18 protein-coding genes are annotated in these 16148 nt (G+C 72.7%); 5 read left to right on the top strand and 13 right to left on the bottom strand.

Going from position 1 to position 16148, the window contains the following annotated elements; translation table 11 throughout:
* Nucleotides 1-226 precede the first annotated feature (226 nt).
* Nucleotides 227-1210: a diacylglycerol/lipid kinase family protein gene (locus ABT381_RS12660; RefSeq protein ID WP_351591959.1), complete on the bottom strand. Its 984-nt coding sequence runs from the start codon at nucleotides 1208-1210 to the stop codon at nucleotides 227-229.
* A gap of 105 nt (nucleotides 1211-1315) precedes the next feature.
* Between ABT381_RS12660 and ABT381_RS12655 the strand changes: the two genes are divergently transcribed.
* Entirely contained in the window at nucleotides 1316-1771 is a 456-nt protein-coding gene (locus ABT381_RS12655) for a hypothetical protein (protein WP_351591956.1), read from the top strand.
* A gap of 329 nt (nucleotides 1772-2100) precedes the next feature.
* Here ABT381_RS12655 and ABT381_RS12650 read toward each other — a convergent pair whose 3' ends face one another.
* The 4 genes from ABT381_RS12650 to ABT381_RS12635 form a co-directional block, all read right to left on the bottom strand.
* A complete protein-coding gene (locus tag ABT381_RS12650) occupies nucleotides 2101-3033 on the bottom strand; it encodes an RNA polymerase sigma factor SigF (RefSeq protein ID WP_351592008.1) in 933 nt (310 codons plus the stop codon).
* Nucleotides 3034-3076: 43 nt separating this feature from the next.
* The gene (locus tag ABT381_RS12645) at nucleotides 3077-3490 is read right to left on the bottom strand and encodes an ATP-binding protein (RefSeq protein ID WP_030264314.1); all 414 of its coding nucleotides are present in this window, start codon (nucleotides 3488-3490) and stop codon (nucleotides 3077-3079) included.
* Between the two features lie 266 nt (nucleotides 3491-3756).
* Nucleotides 3757-4245: a GNAT family N-acetyltransferase gene (locus ABT381_RS12640; protein WP_351591953.1), complete on the bottom strand. Its 489-nt coding sequence runs from the start codon at nucleotides 4243-4245 to the stop codon at nucleotides 3757-3759.
* Nucleotides 4246-4317: 72 nt separating this feature from the next.
* A complete protein-coding gene (locus ABT381_RS12635; protein ID WP_351591950.1) occupies nucleotides 4318-4578 on the bottom strand; it encodes a UBP-type zinc finger domain-containing protein in 261 nt (86 codons plus the stop codon).
* Nucleotides 4579-4619: 41 nt separating this feature from the next.
* Between ABT381_RS12635 and ABT381_RS12630 the strand changes: the two genes are divergently transcribed.
* Entirely contained in the window at nucleotides 4620-6227 is a 1608-nt protein-coding gene (locus ABT381_RS12630; protein ID WP_351591948.1) for a Na+/H+ antiporter, read from the top strand.
* A gap of 73 nt (nucleotides 6228-6300) precedes the next feature.
* On the opposite strand, the gene ABT381_RS12625 is transcribed toward ABT381_RS12630, so the two are convergent.
* The 3 genes from ABT381_RS12625 to ABT381_RS12615 form a co-directional block, all read right to left on the bottom strand.
* Nucleotides 6301-7194: a 1-aminocyclopropane-1-carboxylate deaminase/D-cysteine desulfhydrase gene (locus tag ABT381_RS12625; protein WP_351592005.1), complete on the bottom strand. Its 894-nt coding sequence runs from the start codon at nucleotides 7192-7194 to the stop codon at nucleotides 6301-6303.
* 34 nt (nucleotides 7195-7228) lie between these two features.
* Complete coding sequence (locus ABT381_RS12620) at nucleotides 7229-7819, bottom strand: N-acetylmuramoyl-L-alanine amidase (RefSeq protein ID WP_351591945.1); 591 nt, start codon at nucleotides 7817-7819, stop codon at nucleotides 7229-7231.
* 241 nt (nucleotides 7820-8060) lie between these two features.
* Nucleotides 8061-8297: a hypothetical protein gene (locus ABT381_RS12615; RefSeq protein WP_351591943.1), complete on the bottom strand. Its 237-nt coding sequence runs from the start codon at nucleotides 8295-8297 to the stop codon at nucleotides 8061-8063.
* 123 nt (nucleotides 8298-8420) lie between these two features.
* Between ABT381_RS12615 and ABT381_RS12610 the strand changes: the two genes are divergently transcribed.
* Together ABT381_RS12610 and ABT381_RS12605 are read left to right on the top strand one after the other, a co-directional pair.
* Nucleotides 8421-9116, top strand: a complete 696-nt coding sequence (locus ABT381_RS12610; RefSeq protein ID WP_351591941.1) for a helix-turn-helix transcriptional regulator — start codon at nucleotides 8421-8423, stop codon at nucleotides 9114-9116.
* Nucleotides 9117-9126: 10 nt separating this feature from the next.
* Entirely contained in the window at nucleotides 9127-10038 is a 912-nt protein-coding gene (locus ABT381_RS12605; protein WP_351591938.1) for a glutaminase, read from the top strand.
* A 10-nt stretch (nucleotides 10039-10048) separates the two neighbouring features.
* Here the strand turns inward: ABT381_RS12605 and ABT381_RS12600 are convergent, their stop codons facing one another.
* The gene (locus ABT381_RS12600; protein ID WP_351591935.1) at nucleotides 10049-10498 is read right to left on the bottom strand and encodes a VOC family protein; all 450 of its coding nucleotides are present in this window, start codon (nucleotides 10496-10498) and stop codon (nucleotides 10049-10051) included.
* 100 nt (nucleotides 10499-10598) lie between these two features.
* Complete coding sequence (locus tag ABT381_RS12595) at nucleotides 10599-11537, bottom strand: beta-ketoacyl-ACP synthase III (protein ID WP_351591932.1); 939 nt, start codon at nucleotides 11535-11537, stop codon at nucleotides 10599-10601.
* A gap of 190 nt (nucleotides 11538-11727) precedes the next feature.
* On the opposite strand from ABT381_RS12595, the gene ABT381_RS12590 reads away from it, so the two are divergent.
* On the top strand, nucleotides 11728-12726 hold the full coding sequence (locus ABT381_RS12590) for an NAD-dependent epimerase/dehydratase family protein (RefSeq protein WP_351591929.1): 999 nt from the start codon (nucleotides 11728-11730) through the stop codon (nucleotides 12724-12726).
* A gap of 76 nt (nucleotides 12727-12802) precedes the next feature.
* Here ABT381_RS12590 and ABT381_RS12585 read toward each other — a convergent pair whose 3' ends face one another.
* From ABT381_RS12585 to ABT381_RS12575, 3 genes are all read right to left on the bottom strand, one after another.
* A complete protein-coding gene (locus tag ABT381_RS12585) occupies nucleotides 12803-13891 on the bottom strand; it encodes a magnesium and cobalt transport protein CorA (RefSeq protein ID WP_351592002.1) in 1089 nt (362 codons plus the stop codon).
* A gap of 70 nt (nucleotides 13892-13961) precedes the next feature.
* Nucleotides 13962-15257: a CynX/NimT family MFS transporter gene (locus tag ABT381_RS12580; RefSeq protein WP_351591926.1), complete on the bottom strand. Its 1296-nt coding sequence runs from the start codon at nucleotides 15255-15257 to the stop codon at nucleotides 13962-13964.
* Nucleotides 15257-15949, bottom strand: a complete 693-nt coding sequence (locus ABT381_RS12575) for a FadR/GntR family transcriptional regulator (RefSeq protein WP_351591924.1) — start codon at nucleotides 15947-15949, stop codon at nucleotides 15257-15259. The genes ABT381_RS12580 and ABT381_RS12575 overlap by 1 nt, the downstream gene beginning before the upstream one ends.
* Between the last annotated feature and the right edge of the window lie 199 nt (nucleotides 15950-16148).

The raw sequence follows: 16148 nt of genomic DNA, 5'->3' as shown, positions 1-16148 counted from the left end.
AAGGGGCTGGTGCGGTCCTGGAAAAGAGGAGGGGGTTCGGGCTCTCAAGGGGGCCGAAGAGCGGCCGTCCCGATCGCCATGAAGAGACTCGCAAACCTCGGCGGCGGATACAACCCCTTCCGGAAACTTTTTTTTGATTCCTTGGTGTCGCCTAGGTCACAGCCGTACTTCTAGGGGGTGGAAGTCAGCCTAAACGTTCGACTGAAAGGACTTTCGGCCCTACTGCTCACACAATCACACGCAGTGCACGGCGTACGCCTGTGAACGTCACGCTGGAACGCAGTCCCAGGTGGTCACCGTCCATCTGGAAGGGCAGTGGAACCTGTGAATGCAAGGTGAAGTCCGTCTGATCATGAAGCGATACGGCGTGCTTTCCCTGCGGGCCGCGGTCCGGGGTTGACGCCAGCAGCTGGGTGGCGTACCGGGCGACCGCCGGGGTGGAGAGCCTGGTCAGCGCGAAGACGTCCAGGGCCGTGTCGAAGGACGCCTGCGGAGACGGGTAGACCGGACGATTGCCCAGGTAGGTCCAGGGCGCGGTGTTACAGATTATGGACAGGACGAGATCCTCGATCACCTCCGTCGTGCCTGGTTCGTCACCCGGGTGGGTCAGCGTGATCGTGCCGTGCCGGCGGTGCGGGTCGCCCATGAATTGGCGCATTACCTGCCGTACGTACAGCGCGTGGGTCGAACGCTTGCCGCGTTCGCGCTGTTGTTCGACTCGCCCCACGACCCCGGCATCGAAGCCGAATCCCGCGCAGAAGGTGAACCAGCGCTTCGGGATCATTTCGTCCTGGGTGTCCGGTGTGCCGGCGGCCAAACCCAGCCCGACGGTTCTTTCGCTGCCGTCGCGCAGCGCGTCCAGGAGGGCGCCGGTGGCCTCCACGGCGTCGTTCGGCAGGCCGAGCGCCCGCGCGAAGACGTTGGTGGAGCCGCCGGGGACCACGGCGAGGCGCGGCAGCGCCTCCGGGGCCGGGCCGTGCGTCAGCAGACCGTTGACGACCTCGTTGACCGTCCCGTCGCCGCCGAGGGCGACCACCAGCTCCGTCTCGCCGCTCTCCGCGGCCCGGCGGGCGAGGTCGCGCGCGTGACCGCGGTACTCGGTCTGCGCGACCTCCAGCTTCAGGTCGCTGGCCAGCGCGTGGGCCAGTACGTCACGGGTGCGCGCACTGGTGGTGGTGGCTGCAGGGTTGACCACGAGAAGTGCACGCATGGGGAGCAGGGTACCTACCTGTCGGTACGAGGGCCCAGCCCTGTCGGTACGAGGGCCCGGCCCCTGCCCGTCGGGTGGGCCGGGCTCCGGCGCTACCCTGCTGGGGTGAGCAGCAGCAAGCAGAAGCGGACCCCAGCCGCCCCCACGCCCGCCCCCGGACCCGTCGGGCCGCGGCCGCGCCGGCTGACCGCGGCGGCGGTGCTCACGGGACTCGAAGGGCTCGCGCTGGCAGCCCTGGGCGTCTACATGCTGGTCGAGGGGCTCACCGGCTCGCCGGACAGCCCCCAGCAGGCCGAGATGGGCGGGATCACCGTGATCGTGCTGGCGCTGCTGCCGCTGATCTCCGCGCGCGGGCTGTGGCTGCGGCGGCGCTGGAGCCGCGGGCCCTCGCTGATCACCCAGATCGTGGCGCTGCCGGTGGCCTGGACGCTGATCAACGGCGGCGGCGCGCTGCTCGCGGGCGGCGTGGTCCTCGGCGTCGTCGCGCTCGTCGTCCTCGGTCTGCTGGTCAATCCGACGGCCACCGAGGCGCTGGGCATCGGGCCGCGCGAGGACGCGTAGCCGACTCCACGGGGGACGCGTGGGCGGCGTGGGCGGCGGACGCTCGCCGTGCGCCGGGGCAGCCGCGCAGCCGTACGCCGGTACTCGCGCGGGCGCGCCGCAGGGCTGTACGCCGGACTGGGGGCTTGCAGGGAGCTTGTCGGAGCGCCGCACGCCGGGCTTGCGCGGGGCGTGTCGGAAGGCCGTACGCCGACGGGCGCGGGCGCACCCGGCCCGTGAGGCTCTCTGTGGAGCCGTACAGGACTGGCGGTGCGGCCCGCGCCCGTGTCACGCGGTGGTGGTCTGGAGTGCGGCTGATCCGGCGGTCTCCCGCCCCGCCGGGGGGTCCGCTACTCCTCGACCAGCAGCTTGTCGCGGAGCTGGGCCAGGGTGCGGGCCAGCAGCCGGGAGACGTGCATCTGGGAGATGCCGACCTCCTGGGCGATCTGCGACTGGGTCATGTTGCCGAAGAAGCGCAGCAGCAGGATCTTCTTCTCGCGCGGCGGCAGGTCCTCCAGCAGCGGTTTGAGGGATTCGCGGTACTCGACACCCTCCAGCGCCTCGTCCTCGGCGCCCAGGGTGTCGGCGACCGCAGGGGACTCGTCGTCGGTGTCCGGCACGTCCAGCGAGAGGGTGCTGTAGGCGTTCGCCGACTCCAGGCCCTCCAGCACCTCCTCCTCGGAGATGCGCAGGAACTCGGCCAGCTCGTGGACCGTGGGGGCACGGCCGTGCCGCTGGGAGAGCTCCGCGGTCGCCGTGGTCAGCGACAGCCGCAGCTCCTGCAGGCGGCGCGGCACGCGGACCGCCCAGCCCTTGTCACGGAAGTGCCGCTTGATCTCGCCGACCACGGTCGGGGTGGCGTACGTGGAGAACTCCACGCCGCGTTCCGGGTCGAACCGGTCCACCGACTTGATCAGGCCGATCGTGGCGACCTGGGTGAGGTCGTCCAGCGGCTCGCCGCGGTTGCGAAAGCGCCGGGCCAGATGCTCCACCAGGGGGAGGTGCATCCGGACCAGGGTGTTCCGCAGCTCCGCGCGCTCGTCGGAGCCCTCCGGGAGCTTGCGCAGCTCGTAGAACATCGCGCGGGCACCACTGCGGTCGTGCGGATCGTGCGCATCGTGAGGGTGATGCTGCGGATCCTGCTGCTGCCGCTGCTGCTCGCTGTGGTCCATGTGGTCCGCCCGCTCTGCCTGCTCCGCCGCGTTCAACCGGCCGCTGAGGTCGTCCGTGCCCATCGGGTGCGGCCGGGCCTGCTGCTCGGGGATGGCCAGTCTCGGCTCCATCCGCGCGCCGCGCTCCAGATCCTTCACAGGGCCCCCTCTTCGGTCATGACGGTCCGGGACCGGCGCCGCGCTCCTTGTACAGACTGATGCTGACCGTCTGGTCCTCGGCGACGGTGGAGTCGACCTTGCCGGCCAGTGCGGAGAGCACCGTCCAGGCGAAGGTGTCGCGCTCCGGGGCGCGTCCGTCGGTGGTGGGGGCCGATACGGTCACCTGCAGCGCGTCGTCGATCAGCCGGAAGACGCAGCTCAGCACACTGCCGGGGACGGCCTGCTGCAGGAGGATCGCGCACGCCTCGTCGACGGCGATGCGCAGATCCTCGATCTCGTCGAGGGTGAAGTCCAACCGGGCTGCCAGTCCGGCCGTGGCCGTACGCAGCACCGAAAGGTAGGCACCCGCAGCGGGCAGCCGGACTTCCACGAAGTCCTGATTCCCGGGCTCGCCTGCGATCTGGGACACCCTCACCTCCAAGGTGACACAAGCTGTTTGAGCTGATATTCATGCCGGACCTGATCCTCCCGGCGGAAGGAACGGCCACCCGGCACAGCGCATGCGCTGTGTGACGCTATCGCGATCTGCGGTGCAATGTCGCCCGGGATCGGCGTGGCTGCCGGCCTGGCACGACGGTGGGACTCGCAGTGTCCCGCAAACCCACGAGTGTCACTCATTGTAAGCCTACGGGTACGGACAGTGGCTAGGGGTCTGCACTGCCAAATCGGCGCTGGTTACGCTGCGTTGGCATCTGCAGTTGCCGCGAGCTCGTGCAGTGCCTCTCCAGTGAGCCGGAAGACGGTCCATTCGTCCATGGGCTGAGCACCGATCGACTTGTATATACCGATGGACGGTTCATTCCAATCCAGGACTGACCATTCAAAACGTCCGTATCCGCGGCGGACGCATATCTGCGCCAGTGCGGCGAGCAGTGACTTGCCGTGTCCGCCGCCGCGATGGGCGGGGCGGACGTACAGGTCTTCCAGATAGACACCGTGCGTGCCCGTCCACGTGGAGAAGTTGCGGAACCACAGGGCAAAGCCCACCGGGGTGCCGGACTCCTCGGCGATCAGCCCGAAGACGGCCGGGTGCGCGCCGAACAGGGCGTCGCGCAACTGCTCTTCGGTGGCCTTCGCCGACTCCAGGGCCCGTTCGTACTCCGCGAGCTCGCGGATCATGGCGTGAATCGCCGGGACGTCGGCGGGTGTCGCAGTGCGGATCATGCTGAGCAGGCTAGCGGGCGCCACTGACAACCGGCGTCGGGCGCCGTGCGGCCCGCGCGCCCCGGAGGGCGCTCACACCAGGGCCTTGTCGACGAAGCACCAGCGCCAGTCCTCGCCCGCCCCGAAGGAGCGCATCACCGGGTGTCCGGTCGCCTCGAAGTGTGCCGTGGCGTGCCGGTGCGGCGAGGAGTCGCAGCAGCCGACGTGGCCGCAGACCAGGCAGAGCCGCAGCTGCACAGGGTGGCTGCCGACGGCGAGGCACTCGGGACAGGTGTCGCTCAGTGCGGCCGGTTCGGGGCGCGGCAGTTCGAGAACGTGCGGGCACTCGCTCATGATTGCCAGATTAGCCGGAACGCGCGGGGACGGGTCGTGCCATGGATGTGATGCCACTGCTGTTGCTGGTCGCCGGGAGCGCGGCGGTCGCGGGACTGGCGCGGCGCACCCCGGTGCCCGCGCCCCTGCTGCTCGTCGCGGCCGGGCTCGGCGCGGGCTACCTGCCCGGTGTCCCCGACTACCCCCTCGACCCGCACATCGTGCTGCCCCTGCTGCTGCCGCCCCTGCTGCACACGGCCGCCCTGGACAGCTCGTACCTGGACCTGCGGGCCAACCTGCGCCCGGTGGCGCTGCTGTCGGTCGGCTACGTGCTCTTCGCGACGCTCGCCGTCGGGTATGCCGCGTACCTCGTCATCCCGGACCTGCCGCTGACCGCGGCCCTCGTGCTGGGCGCGGTGATCGCGCCCCCGGACGCCGTGGCGGCCACCGCCATCGCCCGCAGGCTGCGGCTGCCCGGCCGGATCACGACCATCCTGCAGGGCGAGTCGCTGGTCAACGACGCCACCGCCATCACCGCGTACAAGGTGGCGCTGGCCGCGGCCGTCGGGGAGGGCGCGACCTGGGCCGGCGGCCTGAAGGAGTTCGGCATCGCGGCGGTCGGCGGCATCGGGATCGGGCTGGTCCTCATGGGGCCGCTGCACTGGCTGCGCTGCAAGTTGCGGGACTCCGCGGTGCTGGAGAACACGCTGTCGCTGCTCATCCCGTTCCTGGCGTACTCGGTGGCCGAGCACGTCGGCGCCTCCGGGGTGCTCGCCGTCGTGGTGGTCGCGCTGTACCTGGGGCACCGCTCGTGGCAGGTGGGCTTCGAGACGCGGCTCCAGGAGGCCGCGGTGTGGACCATGGTCTCCTTCTTGCTGGAGTCCGCGGTCTTCGCGCTCATCGGGCTGCAGCTGCCGGTCGTGGTGCGCGGGCTGGGGGAGTTCAGCGCGGTGCAGGCGCTCACGTACGCGCTGCTGGTCTTCGGGGTGGTGGTGCTGGCGCGCTTCGTATGGGTGTTCCCCGCGACGTATCTGCCCCGGTGGCTGTCGGCCCGTATCCGGGAGCGGGAGTCCGACACGACCTGGACCGCGCCGGTGATCGTCGGCTGGGCCGGGATGCGCGGCGTGGTCTCGCTGGCGATCGCCTTCTCCGTCCCGCTGACGGTGCACAGCGGCGCGCCGTTCCCGGCGCGCAATCTGGTGCTCTTCCTGACCTTCACGACCGTCATCGGCACGCTCGTCGTCCAGGGGCTGACGCTGCCGCCGCTGATCCGCCTCCTGAAGCTGCCCCGTCCGGACCCGCAGGCCGAGACGCTGGCGGAGGCGCAGGCGCAGAACGACGCGTCGGACGCGGCGGAGCGCCGGCTGCGGGAACTCCTGGAGGACTCGCGCAACGCGCTGCCGGGGCCGCTGGAGGACCGGCTGCGGACCGTACTGGAGCGGCGCCGCAACGCCGTCTGGGAGCGGCTGGGGCCGCCGAACGCGGAGACCGGGGAGTCGGTGGAGGCGACCTACCTGCGGCTGGCCCGGGAGATGATCGGCGCGGAGCGCGCGGTCTTCGTGGAGCTGCGCGACGCGCGGCGGATCGACGACGAGATGCTGCGGACGCTGCTGCGCCGGCTGGACCTGGAGGAGGCGGCGGCGTACCGGGAGACGGTGAGCCCGGAGTAGGCGGTGCGCTTCGGGGCGGGCCGCAGCCCCTCGGGGCGACCGATGCGCGCCGCCCCCTGAGACGCGCCGCGTTTCAGGGCGAGCCGGTGATCACCGCGGCCACCGTGGTGCCCGGCGCGAACGCGCCCTCCTCGGTACGCGTCGTCAGGCCCAGCAGCATCTTCGCCACGTAGACCCGCTCCAGCGGCAGGCCGTGCCGCGCCTCGAAGTCCGCCGCGAAGGCGTCCAGGGCGGGCGTGCTGCGGGCGTACCCGCCGCAGTGGAACGCGGTCTCCAGCCGCCAGTCGCCGCGCCGTCCCCCGAAGGCCGCCTCCTGGAGGCGGAGCACGTCCGCTTCCAGGAAGTGGGCGGGCCCGGGGCCGCCCTTCAGTACGGGGAAGCCGAGGGCCCGCTGCCCCGGGGCGAGGCCCGCGGCCAGCCCCGCGAGGGTGCCGCCGGTCCCGCAGGCCACGGCCACGACGTCGGCGGCCCCGGCGAGCTCATGGCCCAGGGCGGCGCAGCCGCGGGCGGCGAGGGCGTTGCTGCCGCCCTCGGGGACCAGGCGGTACGGCCCGAAGCGGGCGCGCAGCGCGTCGAGCAGCCCGGGGTCGTCCTTGCGGCGGTAGCGGGCGCGGTCCAGGAAGTGCAGCCGCATGCCGTCGGCGGCGCAGCGGGCCAGTGAGGGGTTCAGCGGCCGGTCCGCCAGCTCCTCGCCCCGTACGACGCCTATCGTGGCCAGGCCCAGGAGGCGGCCGGCGGCGGCGGTGGCGCGCAGGTGGTTGGAGTACGCGCCGCCGAACGTGAGGAGCGTGCGGTCCCCGGCCGCCGCGGCGGCGCGGAGGTTGGGCTCCAGTTTCCGCCACTTGTTGCCCGGCAGGTCGGGGTGTATCAGGTCGTCCCGCTTGAGCAGCAGGCGTACGCCGCGGCGCGCGAACCGGTCGTCCTCGATCTCCTGTACCGGGGACGGCAGGCGCGGCCGCAGCGTCATCGGGTCGGGGACAGTGCTGGTCACGCCCCCATTGTCACCGCAGGCGCTTCCCGATGCGCTCGCGCAGCGTGTCCATCGTGAAGCCGCGCGGGTCGACCTTGCCCGGCTGCCACTCCAGGTGGCCGAGCACCGAGCGTTCGTTCCAGCCGTGCACTCGGCACAGCGCGGCGGCCGCCTTCTCGACGGCCTCCAGCTGCGCGTCGGGCCACGGGTCCTCGCCGTCGCCGAGGTTCTCGCACTCGAAGCCGTAGTAGACGCGGTTGCCGTCGGTGTCGGCCTCGTTGTCCGGCGGCAGCCGCTTCTCGGCGATCACCGCCTGCAGGACGTCGCCGTCGCCGAGCCCCGCGTGGTTCGCGCGGCCGTGGCCGACCAGATGGACCGTGCCGTCCTTGGTGATCACGCCGTGGCACAGCGGGCCCGGCAGGTCCGGGTGGCCGTCGTAGCAGATCCGTACGGTCTCCTCGGCGCCCGAGGTCACGGTGTGGTGGATCATCACGCCGTGCACCCCTCCCCAGGGGCCCTTGTGGTTGCGGTTGTGCGTGCGCCAGTTGCCGACCTCGACGACGCGCAGCCCTTCGTCCCGCAGCGCTTCGAGGAATCTGTCCGCTGACATGGGTGAGGCCATGAACGGCTCCCGTTCCGGTGACACGGCGGCCGCCGACCGCGCACCGCCTCGTAAGAGCCTGTGGCCCGACCCCGGCCGGATCGGTCACAGGCCCTGAAACGCTTGTACTGGAACGGAAGGCCCGAGGTCAGCAGTTCGCGGCCAATGCGAGCCGAAGCGGCCGCTTACGGGGCATACGCTGGACATATGTCCCTACCGGGACGGTTTCGCGCCCGGGATACGAGGGAACGCGGGCGTCGCTCTAGGCGCCGTGCAGGAAGCCGTCCCCGTGCGTGGCGATGTGCGCCTCCAGTGCTTGCAGCGCCGCCGCCGTCGACTCCGGGGAGCCGCTGCCGCGCCGCTCCGCGTAGTACGCCGCGCCCAGCCGCTTCAGCAGATCGGCGCCCGCGCGCTGCTGCTGCACCTCGTCCACCTTCTGCTTGCCCTGTGCCAGGCCGCGCTGCGCCTGCTCCTTGGCACGGTCCAGAAATCCCGCCATGTGCTGCCTCCGCGTCGGTCCGTCGGTCTCGCAGGCACCGCGCCCGTCCTGCTCCGGCCCGGTGCGTGCCGTACCCGATCAACGGCCGGGACGCGGCGGCGGTTCCCGTGCCAGGCTGGAGGTGTGTACCGGGAGCGGCCCTCCGTGCTGTCCGGCGCCGCCGTGTGGACCAAGACCCCGGAAACGGCGCCGCATCCTGTGCTGCCCGACGGCTGCACCGATCTGATCTGGTACGACGGCCGCCTTCTGGTCGCGGGCCCGGACACCCGCGCCCATCTGCCGCAGGCCCCCGAGCGGGCCCCGGAGGCGCCCGTCGTCGGCCTGCGCTTCGCTCCGGGGCAGGGTCCGGCCGTCTTCGGGGTGCCCGCTGATGAACTGCGTGACCTGCGCGTTCCCCTCGCCGACCTGTGGCCCGCCGACCGGGTGCGGCGGCTGACCGACGAACTGATCGACGCCGCCGCGCCCGGCCGCACCCTGGAGGCCGCGGCCGCCGCCCGGCTGCGTACGGGTGTCGCGCCCGACCCGGCACGCGGCCTGATCGCACGGGCCGCGGCCCGGGGCACGCCGGTGCGCGAGCTGGCCGACGCGGTCGGCGTGGGCGAGCGCCAGCTGCACCGCCGCTGCCTGGCCGCCTTCGGGTACGGCCCCAAGACCCTCGGCCGGGTGCTGCGTCTGGTGCGCGCCCTGGACCTGGCCCGCTCCGGGATGCCGTACGCACAGGTCGCCGCGGTCGCCGGGTACGCCGACCAGGCACACCTGGCGCGCGAGGTGAAGGCGCTGGCGGGAGCCCCGCTCGGGGTGGTCCTCGCGCCGGGATAGCGTGTCCGCCATGGACTACCAGGCCGTTCTCGAGGAGGTGGCGGACCGCGCGCGGCCGCTCGTGCGACAGGGGAAGGTCGCCGACTACATCCCCGCGCTGGAGTGCGTCTCGCCGGACCGCTTCGGGATCGCGCTCACCGACCTCAATGGGGAGACCTACGGCGTCGGGGACTGGGAGGTCCCGTTCTCCGTGCAGTCCATCTCCAAGGCGTTCTCCCTGGCCCTCGTGCTGGCCCAGGAGGACCAGAGCATCTGGGAGCGGGTGGGGCGCGAGCCGTCGGGCACGCCCTTCAACTCCCTGGTGCAGCTGGAGTGGGAGCAGGGCATCCCGCGCAATCCTTTCCTCAACTCCGGCGCGCTGGTCGTCACCGACCGGCTGCTGACCCTCACCGGCGATGCCAGCACGGCGCTGCTGGACTTCCTGCGCGAGGAGAGCGGCAATCCGGAGCTCTCCTTCGACCAGGCGGTGGCCGGTTCCGAGGCCGAGCACGGCAACCGGAACGCGGCGCTGGCCCACTTCATGGCGAGCTTCGGCAATCTGGAGAACCCCGTCCCCAGCGTCATCGAGCACTACTTCTGGCAGTGTTCGATCGAGATGAGCTGCCGGGACCTGGCCACGGCCGGCGGTTTCCTCGCTCGCCACGGGCTGCGCGCCGACGGCACCCGGCTGCTGCACGCCCGCGACGCCAAGCGGATGAACGCGGTGATGCTGACCTGCGGTACGTACGACGCGGCGGGGGAGTTCGCCTACCGGGTGGGGCTGCCCGCCAAGAGCGGGGTGGGCGGCGGCATCGTGGCGGTCGTCCCCGGGCGCTGCACGCTGTGCGTGTGGAGCCCGGGTCTGGACGCGCGCGGCAATTCGGTCGCCGGGGCGGCGGCGCTGGACCACTTCACGACGCTCACCGGGTGGTCGGTGTTCTGAGGGCGGGCCCTCAGGAGGGCAGCGGCGCGAAGAGGTCGACGCCGTGGCCGTCCGGGTCCAGGACGACGGCGTAACGCTGGCCCCAGAAGGCGTCCCACGGTTTCTTCGTGCCGCGGTACCCGGCGTCGACCAGCTCCGCATAGAGGGCGTCGACCGCCTCCGGGGACGCGCACTCGAAGGCGAGCTCGGGCGTGCCCCCGGAGGACGGCGTCCAGTCCGGGTCGATGGAGCGCAGCGTCTCGTGGGTGTCCCACATCAGCCGCAGCCCGCCGGGCAGCGCCGCGTCCGCGTGCGGTGCGGTGTCGGCCTCCGGTGGGATGTCCAGGCCGAGGCGCCGGTAGAAGGCGAGCGAGGCCGCCATGTCGGCGGCGGCCAGGCCGATCGCGGCGAACCGGGGCGCGGGAGCGGTGCGCGCCGCCGCGGTCCCGGAGGTGGTCTGTGCGCTGTTCCTGTCAGTCATGGCTCGAGCCTACGAAGGCGCGGCCCCGCCGGTCTTGAACGAATCGGACATCACCGGGTGCGGCGCTTCGGACGTCACCGGGTGCGGCGCTCGGGTGTCCCTACGGGCAGCGCACGACCTGGCCCGCGTACGAAAGGTTTCCGCCGAACCCGAAGAGGAGTACCGGCGCCCCAGAGGGGATCTCGCGCCGTTCGACCAGCTTCGAGAAGGCCAGCGGCACGGACGCCGCCGAGGTGTTGCCCGACTCCACGACGTCCCGGGCGATCACCGCGTTCACCGCCCCGATGCGCTCGGCGACCGGTTCGATGATCCGCAGGTTGGCCTGGTGCAGTACGACGCCGGCCAGCTCTTCCGGCCGGATGCCGGAGCGCTCGCACACCTGGCGCGCGATGGCCGGCAGCTGGGTGGTGGCCCAGCGGTACACGGTCTGGCCCTCCTGGGAGAAGCGGGCCGGCTCGCCCTCGATGCGTACCGCGTCGCCCATCTCCGGTACCGAGCCCCACAGCACCGGGCCGATCTCCGGTTCCGCCGCCGCGGTCACCACGGCCGCGCCCGCGCCGTCACCCACGAGGACGCAGGTCGAGCGGTCCGTCCAGTCGACCACGTCGGTGAACTTCTCCGCGCCGATCACCAGCGCGCTGCGTGCCGCGCCGGCCCGGATCGCGTGATCGGCGGTGGCCAGCGCATGGGTGAAACCCGCGCACACCACGTTGACGTCCATCGTGGCGGCCGCCGGAATGCCGAGCCGGGCGGCCACCCGGGCGGCCGTGTTCGGGCTGCGGTCCGTGGCCGTGCAGGTGGCGACGAGCACGAGGCCGATGTCGGCCGGGGCGAGGCCGCTCGTCGCGAGCGCCTTCGCGGCGGCGGCAGCGGCCATCGCGTCCACGGTCTCGTCGGGGGCGGCGACGCGCCGGGTACGGATGCCCACCCGGCTGCTGATCCAGGCGTCGTCGGTGTCGACGAGCTCGGCCAGGTCGTCGTTGGTGAGCACCTTGGCGGGCTGGTAGTGGCCCAGCGCCAGGACGCGCGACCCGGTCATCTCTCCCCCTGCGGTGAAAGTGGAATATCGACCTCCCCAGTGTTGGCCGTACTGTCCGGTACCGAGGTGCGTGACCCTCCAATCTTCGACGCGCTGTTCTGGAGGCTTCGGACCGTCACCCCGTGGTAGGCGATTCCGCTGAGAGCGAGGCGCGGGACGCCCGTACATCCGTGCGGGCAGAGTCGGCGGTATGAGATTGCTGATGCTGGGTGGCACGGAGTTCGTCGGGCGGGCCGTGACCGAGGCGGCCCTCGCACAGGGGTGGCAGGTCACGGTGTTCCACCGGGGCCGCCACGAGGCACCGCCGGGCGCGGCCGTGCTCCACGGGGACCGCACCGCCCCGGAGGGGCTCGCGGCGCTGCGCACGGGGGAGTGGGACGCGGTGGTGGACACCTGGTCCTGGGCGCCCTCGGCGGTACGGGACACGGCCCGGCTGCTGGCCGGCCGGGCGGGGCGCTACGTGTACGTGTCGAGCTGTTCGGTGTACGCGCACCCGAAGGCGGCGGGGCTGGGCGAGGAGGCCCCTCTCGTGGCGGGCGCGCCGGACGCGGGCGACGTACCGTACGCGGAGGCCAAGCGGGGCGGTGAGCTGGCGGTCGAGGAGTCCTTCGGCGCGGGCCGGTCGGTTCTCGCGCGGGCCGGGTTGATCATCGGTCCCTACGAGAACGTCGGGCGGCTGCCCTGGTGGCTGTCCCGGATCGCCCGCGGCGGCCCCGTACTGGCCCCGGGGCCGCACGGCCTCCCGATCCAGTACATCGACCCCCGCGACCTCGCCGCCTGGGTCCTGCACGCCGTCGAGGCGGGGCTGTCGGGCCCGTACAACATGATCAGCAGGAGCGGCCACGCCACGATGGGCGAGCTGCTGGAGGCGTGCGTCCGGGTCACGGGGTCGGCCGCCGAGCTGCGCTGGACCGCCCCGGAGGAGATCCTCGCGGCCGGGATCGAGCCGTGGACGGAGCTGCCGGTCTGGCTGCCGCCGGGTTCGAAGGACCACGACACGCTGCACCGTACGGGGGTGGAGAAGGCGTACGCCGCCGGGCTGCGCTGCCGTCCGGTGGCGGAGACCGTGGCGGACACCTGGGACTGGCTGGAGTCGATCGGCGGCCGGGCGCCGCAGCGGCCGGACCGCCCGCTGGTCCGGCTGTCCCCGGAGAAGGAGGCGGAGGTGCTGGGCGCGTCGGGCTCCTGAGCGCCGCGGGCCGTGCCGGAACGCTTCGGCACGGCCCGGAACGTCCCGGCACGGCCCGCGTCCGGCGGCCGCCCCGCTACAGCCAGCCGTTCCGCTTGAACCCGCGGTGGATCACCGCGCAGGCCGCCACGATCACGCCCATGACCAGCGGGTACCCGAACACCCAGTGCTTCTCCGGCATGTGCTCGAAGTTCATGCCGTACACGCCGCACACCATCGTCGGGACGGCCAGGATCGCGACCCAGGCGCTGATCCGGCGCATGTCCTCGTTCTGCGCGATGGTGACCTGCGCGAGGTGCGCCTGGAGTATCGAGTTCAGCAGCTCGTCGAAGGCGGTGATGCGCTCGGTGACCCGGGCCAGGTGGTCGGCGACGTCCCGGAAGTACGTGCGGATGCGCGGGTCCACCTGGGCCAGCGGCTGGGTGGAGAGCTGGTGCAGCGGCCGGTCCAGCGGGGCCACGGCCCGCTTCAGCTCCAGCAGTTCGCGCTTGAGCTGGTAGATGCGTCCGGCGTCGGCGTTCCGGCCGCCCTCGGCGAAGACCGCGCTCTCCACCTCGTCCATGTCGTCCTGGACGGCCGCCGTCGCCTCCAGGTAGTCGTCGACGACCAGGTCGGCGATGGCGTGCAGGACGGCGGACGGGCCGAGCGCGAGCTGTTCCGGGTTCGCCTCCAGCGCCTCGCGCAGCGGGCCGAGCGAGCCGTGCCCGCCGTGCCGGACGGTGATGACGAAGTCCTCGCCGGTGAACACCATGATCTCGCCGGTGTCCACGACCTCGCTGGTCGCCGTGAGCCGGTCGTGGTCGACGTAGCAGGCGGTCTTGAAGACGGTGAACAGGTTGGTGTCGTACTGCTCCAGCTTGGGGCGCTGGTGGGCGAGGACCGCGTCCTCCACGGCCAGCGGGTGCAGCCCGAACAGCTCCACGATCCCCGCGAACTCCGCCTCCGACGGCTCGTGCAGCCCGATCCACACGAACCCGTCGCCCGAGGCGCGTACCCGGTGCACCGCCTCCGCCACGGGGTGGTCGCCGGTCAGCCGCACCCCGTCCTCGTACACCGCGCAGTTGACGACCGCGGTGCCCAGCGGCGAGCGCGCCGGGTGGGCGAGGTCGACGCCGCGGCTGCGCTGTTCGGGCAGGCGTACGGCCCGGCGGAGGTGGCGGATCATCGACATGGGCGGCTCCGGGGCGGCTCCTACGGGCGGGCGCCGCCCAGTATGCCGATCACGGCGCTCGGGTTCACCCCTGGCCCGCGACGTGCCGGTCCCGTGCGGCGCCCAGGCCCGCGAGGACCTGCGGGACGAGCAGGACGAGCAGGACGACGACCGGGACCGTCCAGGTGCCGGAGGCGTCGTGCACGGCGCCCAGCACCGCCGGGCCGGCCGCGGCGAGGATGTACCCGAAGCACTGGGCCATGCTGGAGAGCTGCGCGGCGTGCCGGGTGTCGGGCGCGCGCCGCACGATGAAGAGCAGCGCGAGGCTGATCGCCGCGCCCTGGCCGAGGCCGAGCAGCGTCATCCACACGTACGCGCCGGCGGCCGGCGCGGCCAGCATCCCGGCCAGGCCCAGGGCGCACAGCACCGCGCCGAGCGCCGCCAGGTGTCCCGTCCGCAGCCTGCGCCCCGCGATCACCGGGGCGAGGAAGGAGCCCGCGATGCCCAGCAGCGAGGAGAAGGACAGCATCCAGCCCGCGTCGCCCGCGCTCATCCCCGCGCCGGTCAGCATGGTCGGCAGCCAGGCGGTGGCCGCGTAGTAACTCAGCGACTGCAGGCCCATGTAGCCGGTGACCTGCCAGGCCAGCGGGGACCGCCACAGGCCGCGCACCGGATGCGCCGCCTGCCGCGCCGCGCCCTCGGAGACCCGCGTACGGGAGCGGAGCTGCGGCAGCCAGACCAGCAGCGCGAGGAGTGCGAGCGAGCCCCAGCAGGCCAGCGTGGCCTGCCAGCCGAGTCCGGTGGCGGTGCGCAGCGGTACGGTGACGCCCGCCGCGAGCGCCGCGCCGCCGAACAGCGACATGGAGTACAGGCCGGTCATCAGCCCGGTGCGCTCGGGGAAGTCGCGCTTGATCAGGCCGGGGAGCAGCACGTTGGCCACCGCGATGCCGGCGCCGATGACGACCGTGCCGGCGAACAGCGCGGCCACCTGGTCGGCCAGTCGCAGCGCCGTACCGGCACAGATCAGCACCATCGTGCCGAGCAGCGACCGCTCCAGCCCGAAGCGGCGGCCGAGCCGCGGCGCCACGGGGGCGAGCAGCCCGAAGCAGAGCAGCGGGAGCGCGGTGAGCAGGCTGGTGGCGGCCGCCGACATGCCGCTGTCGGTGCGGATGGTGTCGGCCAGCGGGGAGACCGCGACCAGCGCCGGGCGGAGGTTGAGGGCCAGCAGGACCACACCGACGGCGAGGTAGAGGGTGCCGCGTACGGGGCCGGGCCCGGCCGCGGGTACCGGGGGCGCGTCCGAGGGCGTCCGGGCGGGTATACGGGCGTCCGGCCGTTCGTCGGTGCGCACGGGGGTGGCCTCCTGGGTCGGGTGTGGCATCAGTCCTGCTCCCGCAGCGCCGTCATGGCCTCGTTGAGGTGGGCCAGCGCGGCCTGCTCCGCGGCGTCCGGGTCGCCCGCCGCGATGGCGTGCACGATGGCGGCGTGCTCGCCGAACTGGTGGCGTACGGAGTCGGGCACCGGGGCGGCGATCACGGACCGGAGCGTGGCCCGCAGCGCGTCGGTGAGGTGCCCGTAGAGGTCGGCCAGGACGCTGTTGTGCGCGGCGGCGGCGACGGTGCGGTGGAAGGCGATGTCGGCCTCGATGAAGGCCGCGGTGTCGCCGGTGTGCCAGATGTCGTCGCGGTGGGCGAGGGCGGCGCGCAGCGCGACGAGGTCCTCGTCGGTGCGGCGCAGCGCGGCGTAGCGCGCCGCGTCCCGCTCCAGGCTCGCGCGGACCTCGTACGCCTCCAGGTCGCCGGAGCGGCGCAGCCTGCGCTGCACCGCGGCGCCGAAGTCGCTGCTGGCGCGCACGTAGGTGCCGTCGCCCTGGCGGGGCTCCAGCATGCCGGTGTGCACGAGGGCGCGGACCGCCTCGCGGACGGTGTTGCGGCCGACGTCGAGCTGCTCGACGAGCACCGGCTCGGCGGGGATCTTCGCGCCCACCGGCCACTCGCCGTCGGCGATGAGGCGTTCCATCTGGTCGATGACCAGGTCCACCAGGCTGGTGCGGATCGTGCTGCGCAGCGGCATGGGCCGGCGGTCCCCTCTCCGAGTGCGCGCGCCTCGTCCGACGCCGCGATTGCTTCAGTGGATTACTCCGGTGATGGGAACATCCCATGTTTGCGGGTGTCAAATGAGCCCGGGCTTCTCGGGGCCCGGGGCGCTGCACACTGAAACGCGCGGGGGAGTGCGGTGCGCCGTGCGCGGTGGGGGGAAAGCGCGCGCGGTG

Origin of the sequence: Streptomyces sp. NPDC000151, assembly GCF_040301705.1 — a bacterium.
In the GTDB taxonomy this organism is placed as follows: domain Bacteria; phylum Actinomycetota; class Actinomycetes; order Streptomycetales; family Streptomycetaceae; genus Streptomyces.
Note: the sequence above shows the minus strand (reverse complement) of the source record. Positions and strands in the feature narration are given on the sequence as shown.

Coding starts and splice junctions, on each gene's coding strand:
- ABT381_RS12660 (WP_351591959.1), bottom strand. CDS start 1,210: ATGCGTGCACTTCTCGTGGTCAACCCTGCAGCCACCACCACCAGTGCG.
- ABT381_RS12620 (WP_351591945.1), bottom strand. CDS start 7,819: ATGGCCTCACCCATGTCAGCGGACAGATTCCTCGAAGCGCTGCGGGAC.
- ABT381_RS12640 (WP_351591953.1), bottom strand. CDS start 4,245: ATGATCCGCACTGCGACACCCGCCGACGTCCCGGCGATTCACGCCATG.
- ABT381_RS12585 (WP_351592002.1), bottom strand. CDS start 13,891: ATGATCCGCCACCTCCGCCGGGCCGTACGCCTGCCCGAACAGCGCAGC.
- ABT381_RS12635 (WP_351591950.1), bottom strand. CDS start 4,578: ATGAGCGAGTGCCCGCACGTTCTCGAACTGCCGCGCCCCGAACCGGCC.
- ABT381_RS12605 (WP_351591938.1), top strand. CDS start 9,127: ATGGACTACCAGGCCGTTCTCGAGGAGGTGGCGGACCGCGCGCGGCCG.
- ABT381_RS12615 (WP_351591943.1), bottom strand. CDS start 8,297: ATGGCGGGATTTCTGGACCGTGCCAAGGAGCAGGCGCAGCGCGGCCTG.
- ABT381_RS12580 (WP_351591926.1), bottom strand. CDS start 15,257: ATGCCACACCCGACCCAGGAGGCCACCCCCGTGCGCACCGACGAACGG.
- ABT381_RS12650 (WP_351592008.1), bottom strand. CDS start 3,033: ATGGAGCCGAGACTGGCCATCCCCGAGCAGCAGGCCCGGCCGCACCCG.
- ABT381_RS12600 (WP_351591935.1), bottom strand. CDS start 10,498: ATGACTGACAGGAACAGCGCACAGACCACCTCCGGGACCGCGGCGGCG.
- ABT381_RS12575 (WP_351591924.1), bottom strand. CDS start 15,949: ATGCCGCTGCGCAGCACGATCCGCACCAGCCTGGTGGACCTGGTCATC.
- ABT381_RS12590 (WP_351591929.1), top strand. CDS start 11,728: ATGAGATTGCTGATGCTGGGTGGCACGGAGTTCGTCGGGCGGGCCGTG.
- ABT381_RS12625 (WP_351592005.1), bottom strand. CDS start 7,194: ATGACGCTGCGGCCGCGCCTGCCGTCCCCGGTACAGGAGATCGAGGAC.
- ABT381_RS12630 (WP_351591948.1), top strand. CDS start 4,620: ATGGATGTGATGCCACTGCTGTTGCTGGTCGCCGGGAGCGCGGCGGTC.
- ABT381_RS12595 (WP_351591932.1), bottom strand. CDS start 11,537: ATGACCGGGTCGCGCGTCCTGGCGCTGGGCCACTACCAGCCCGCCAAG.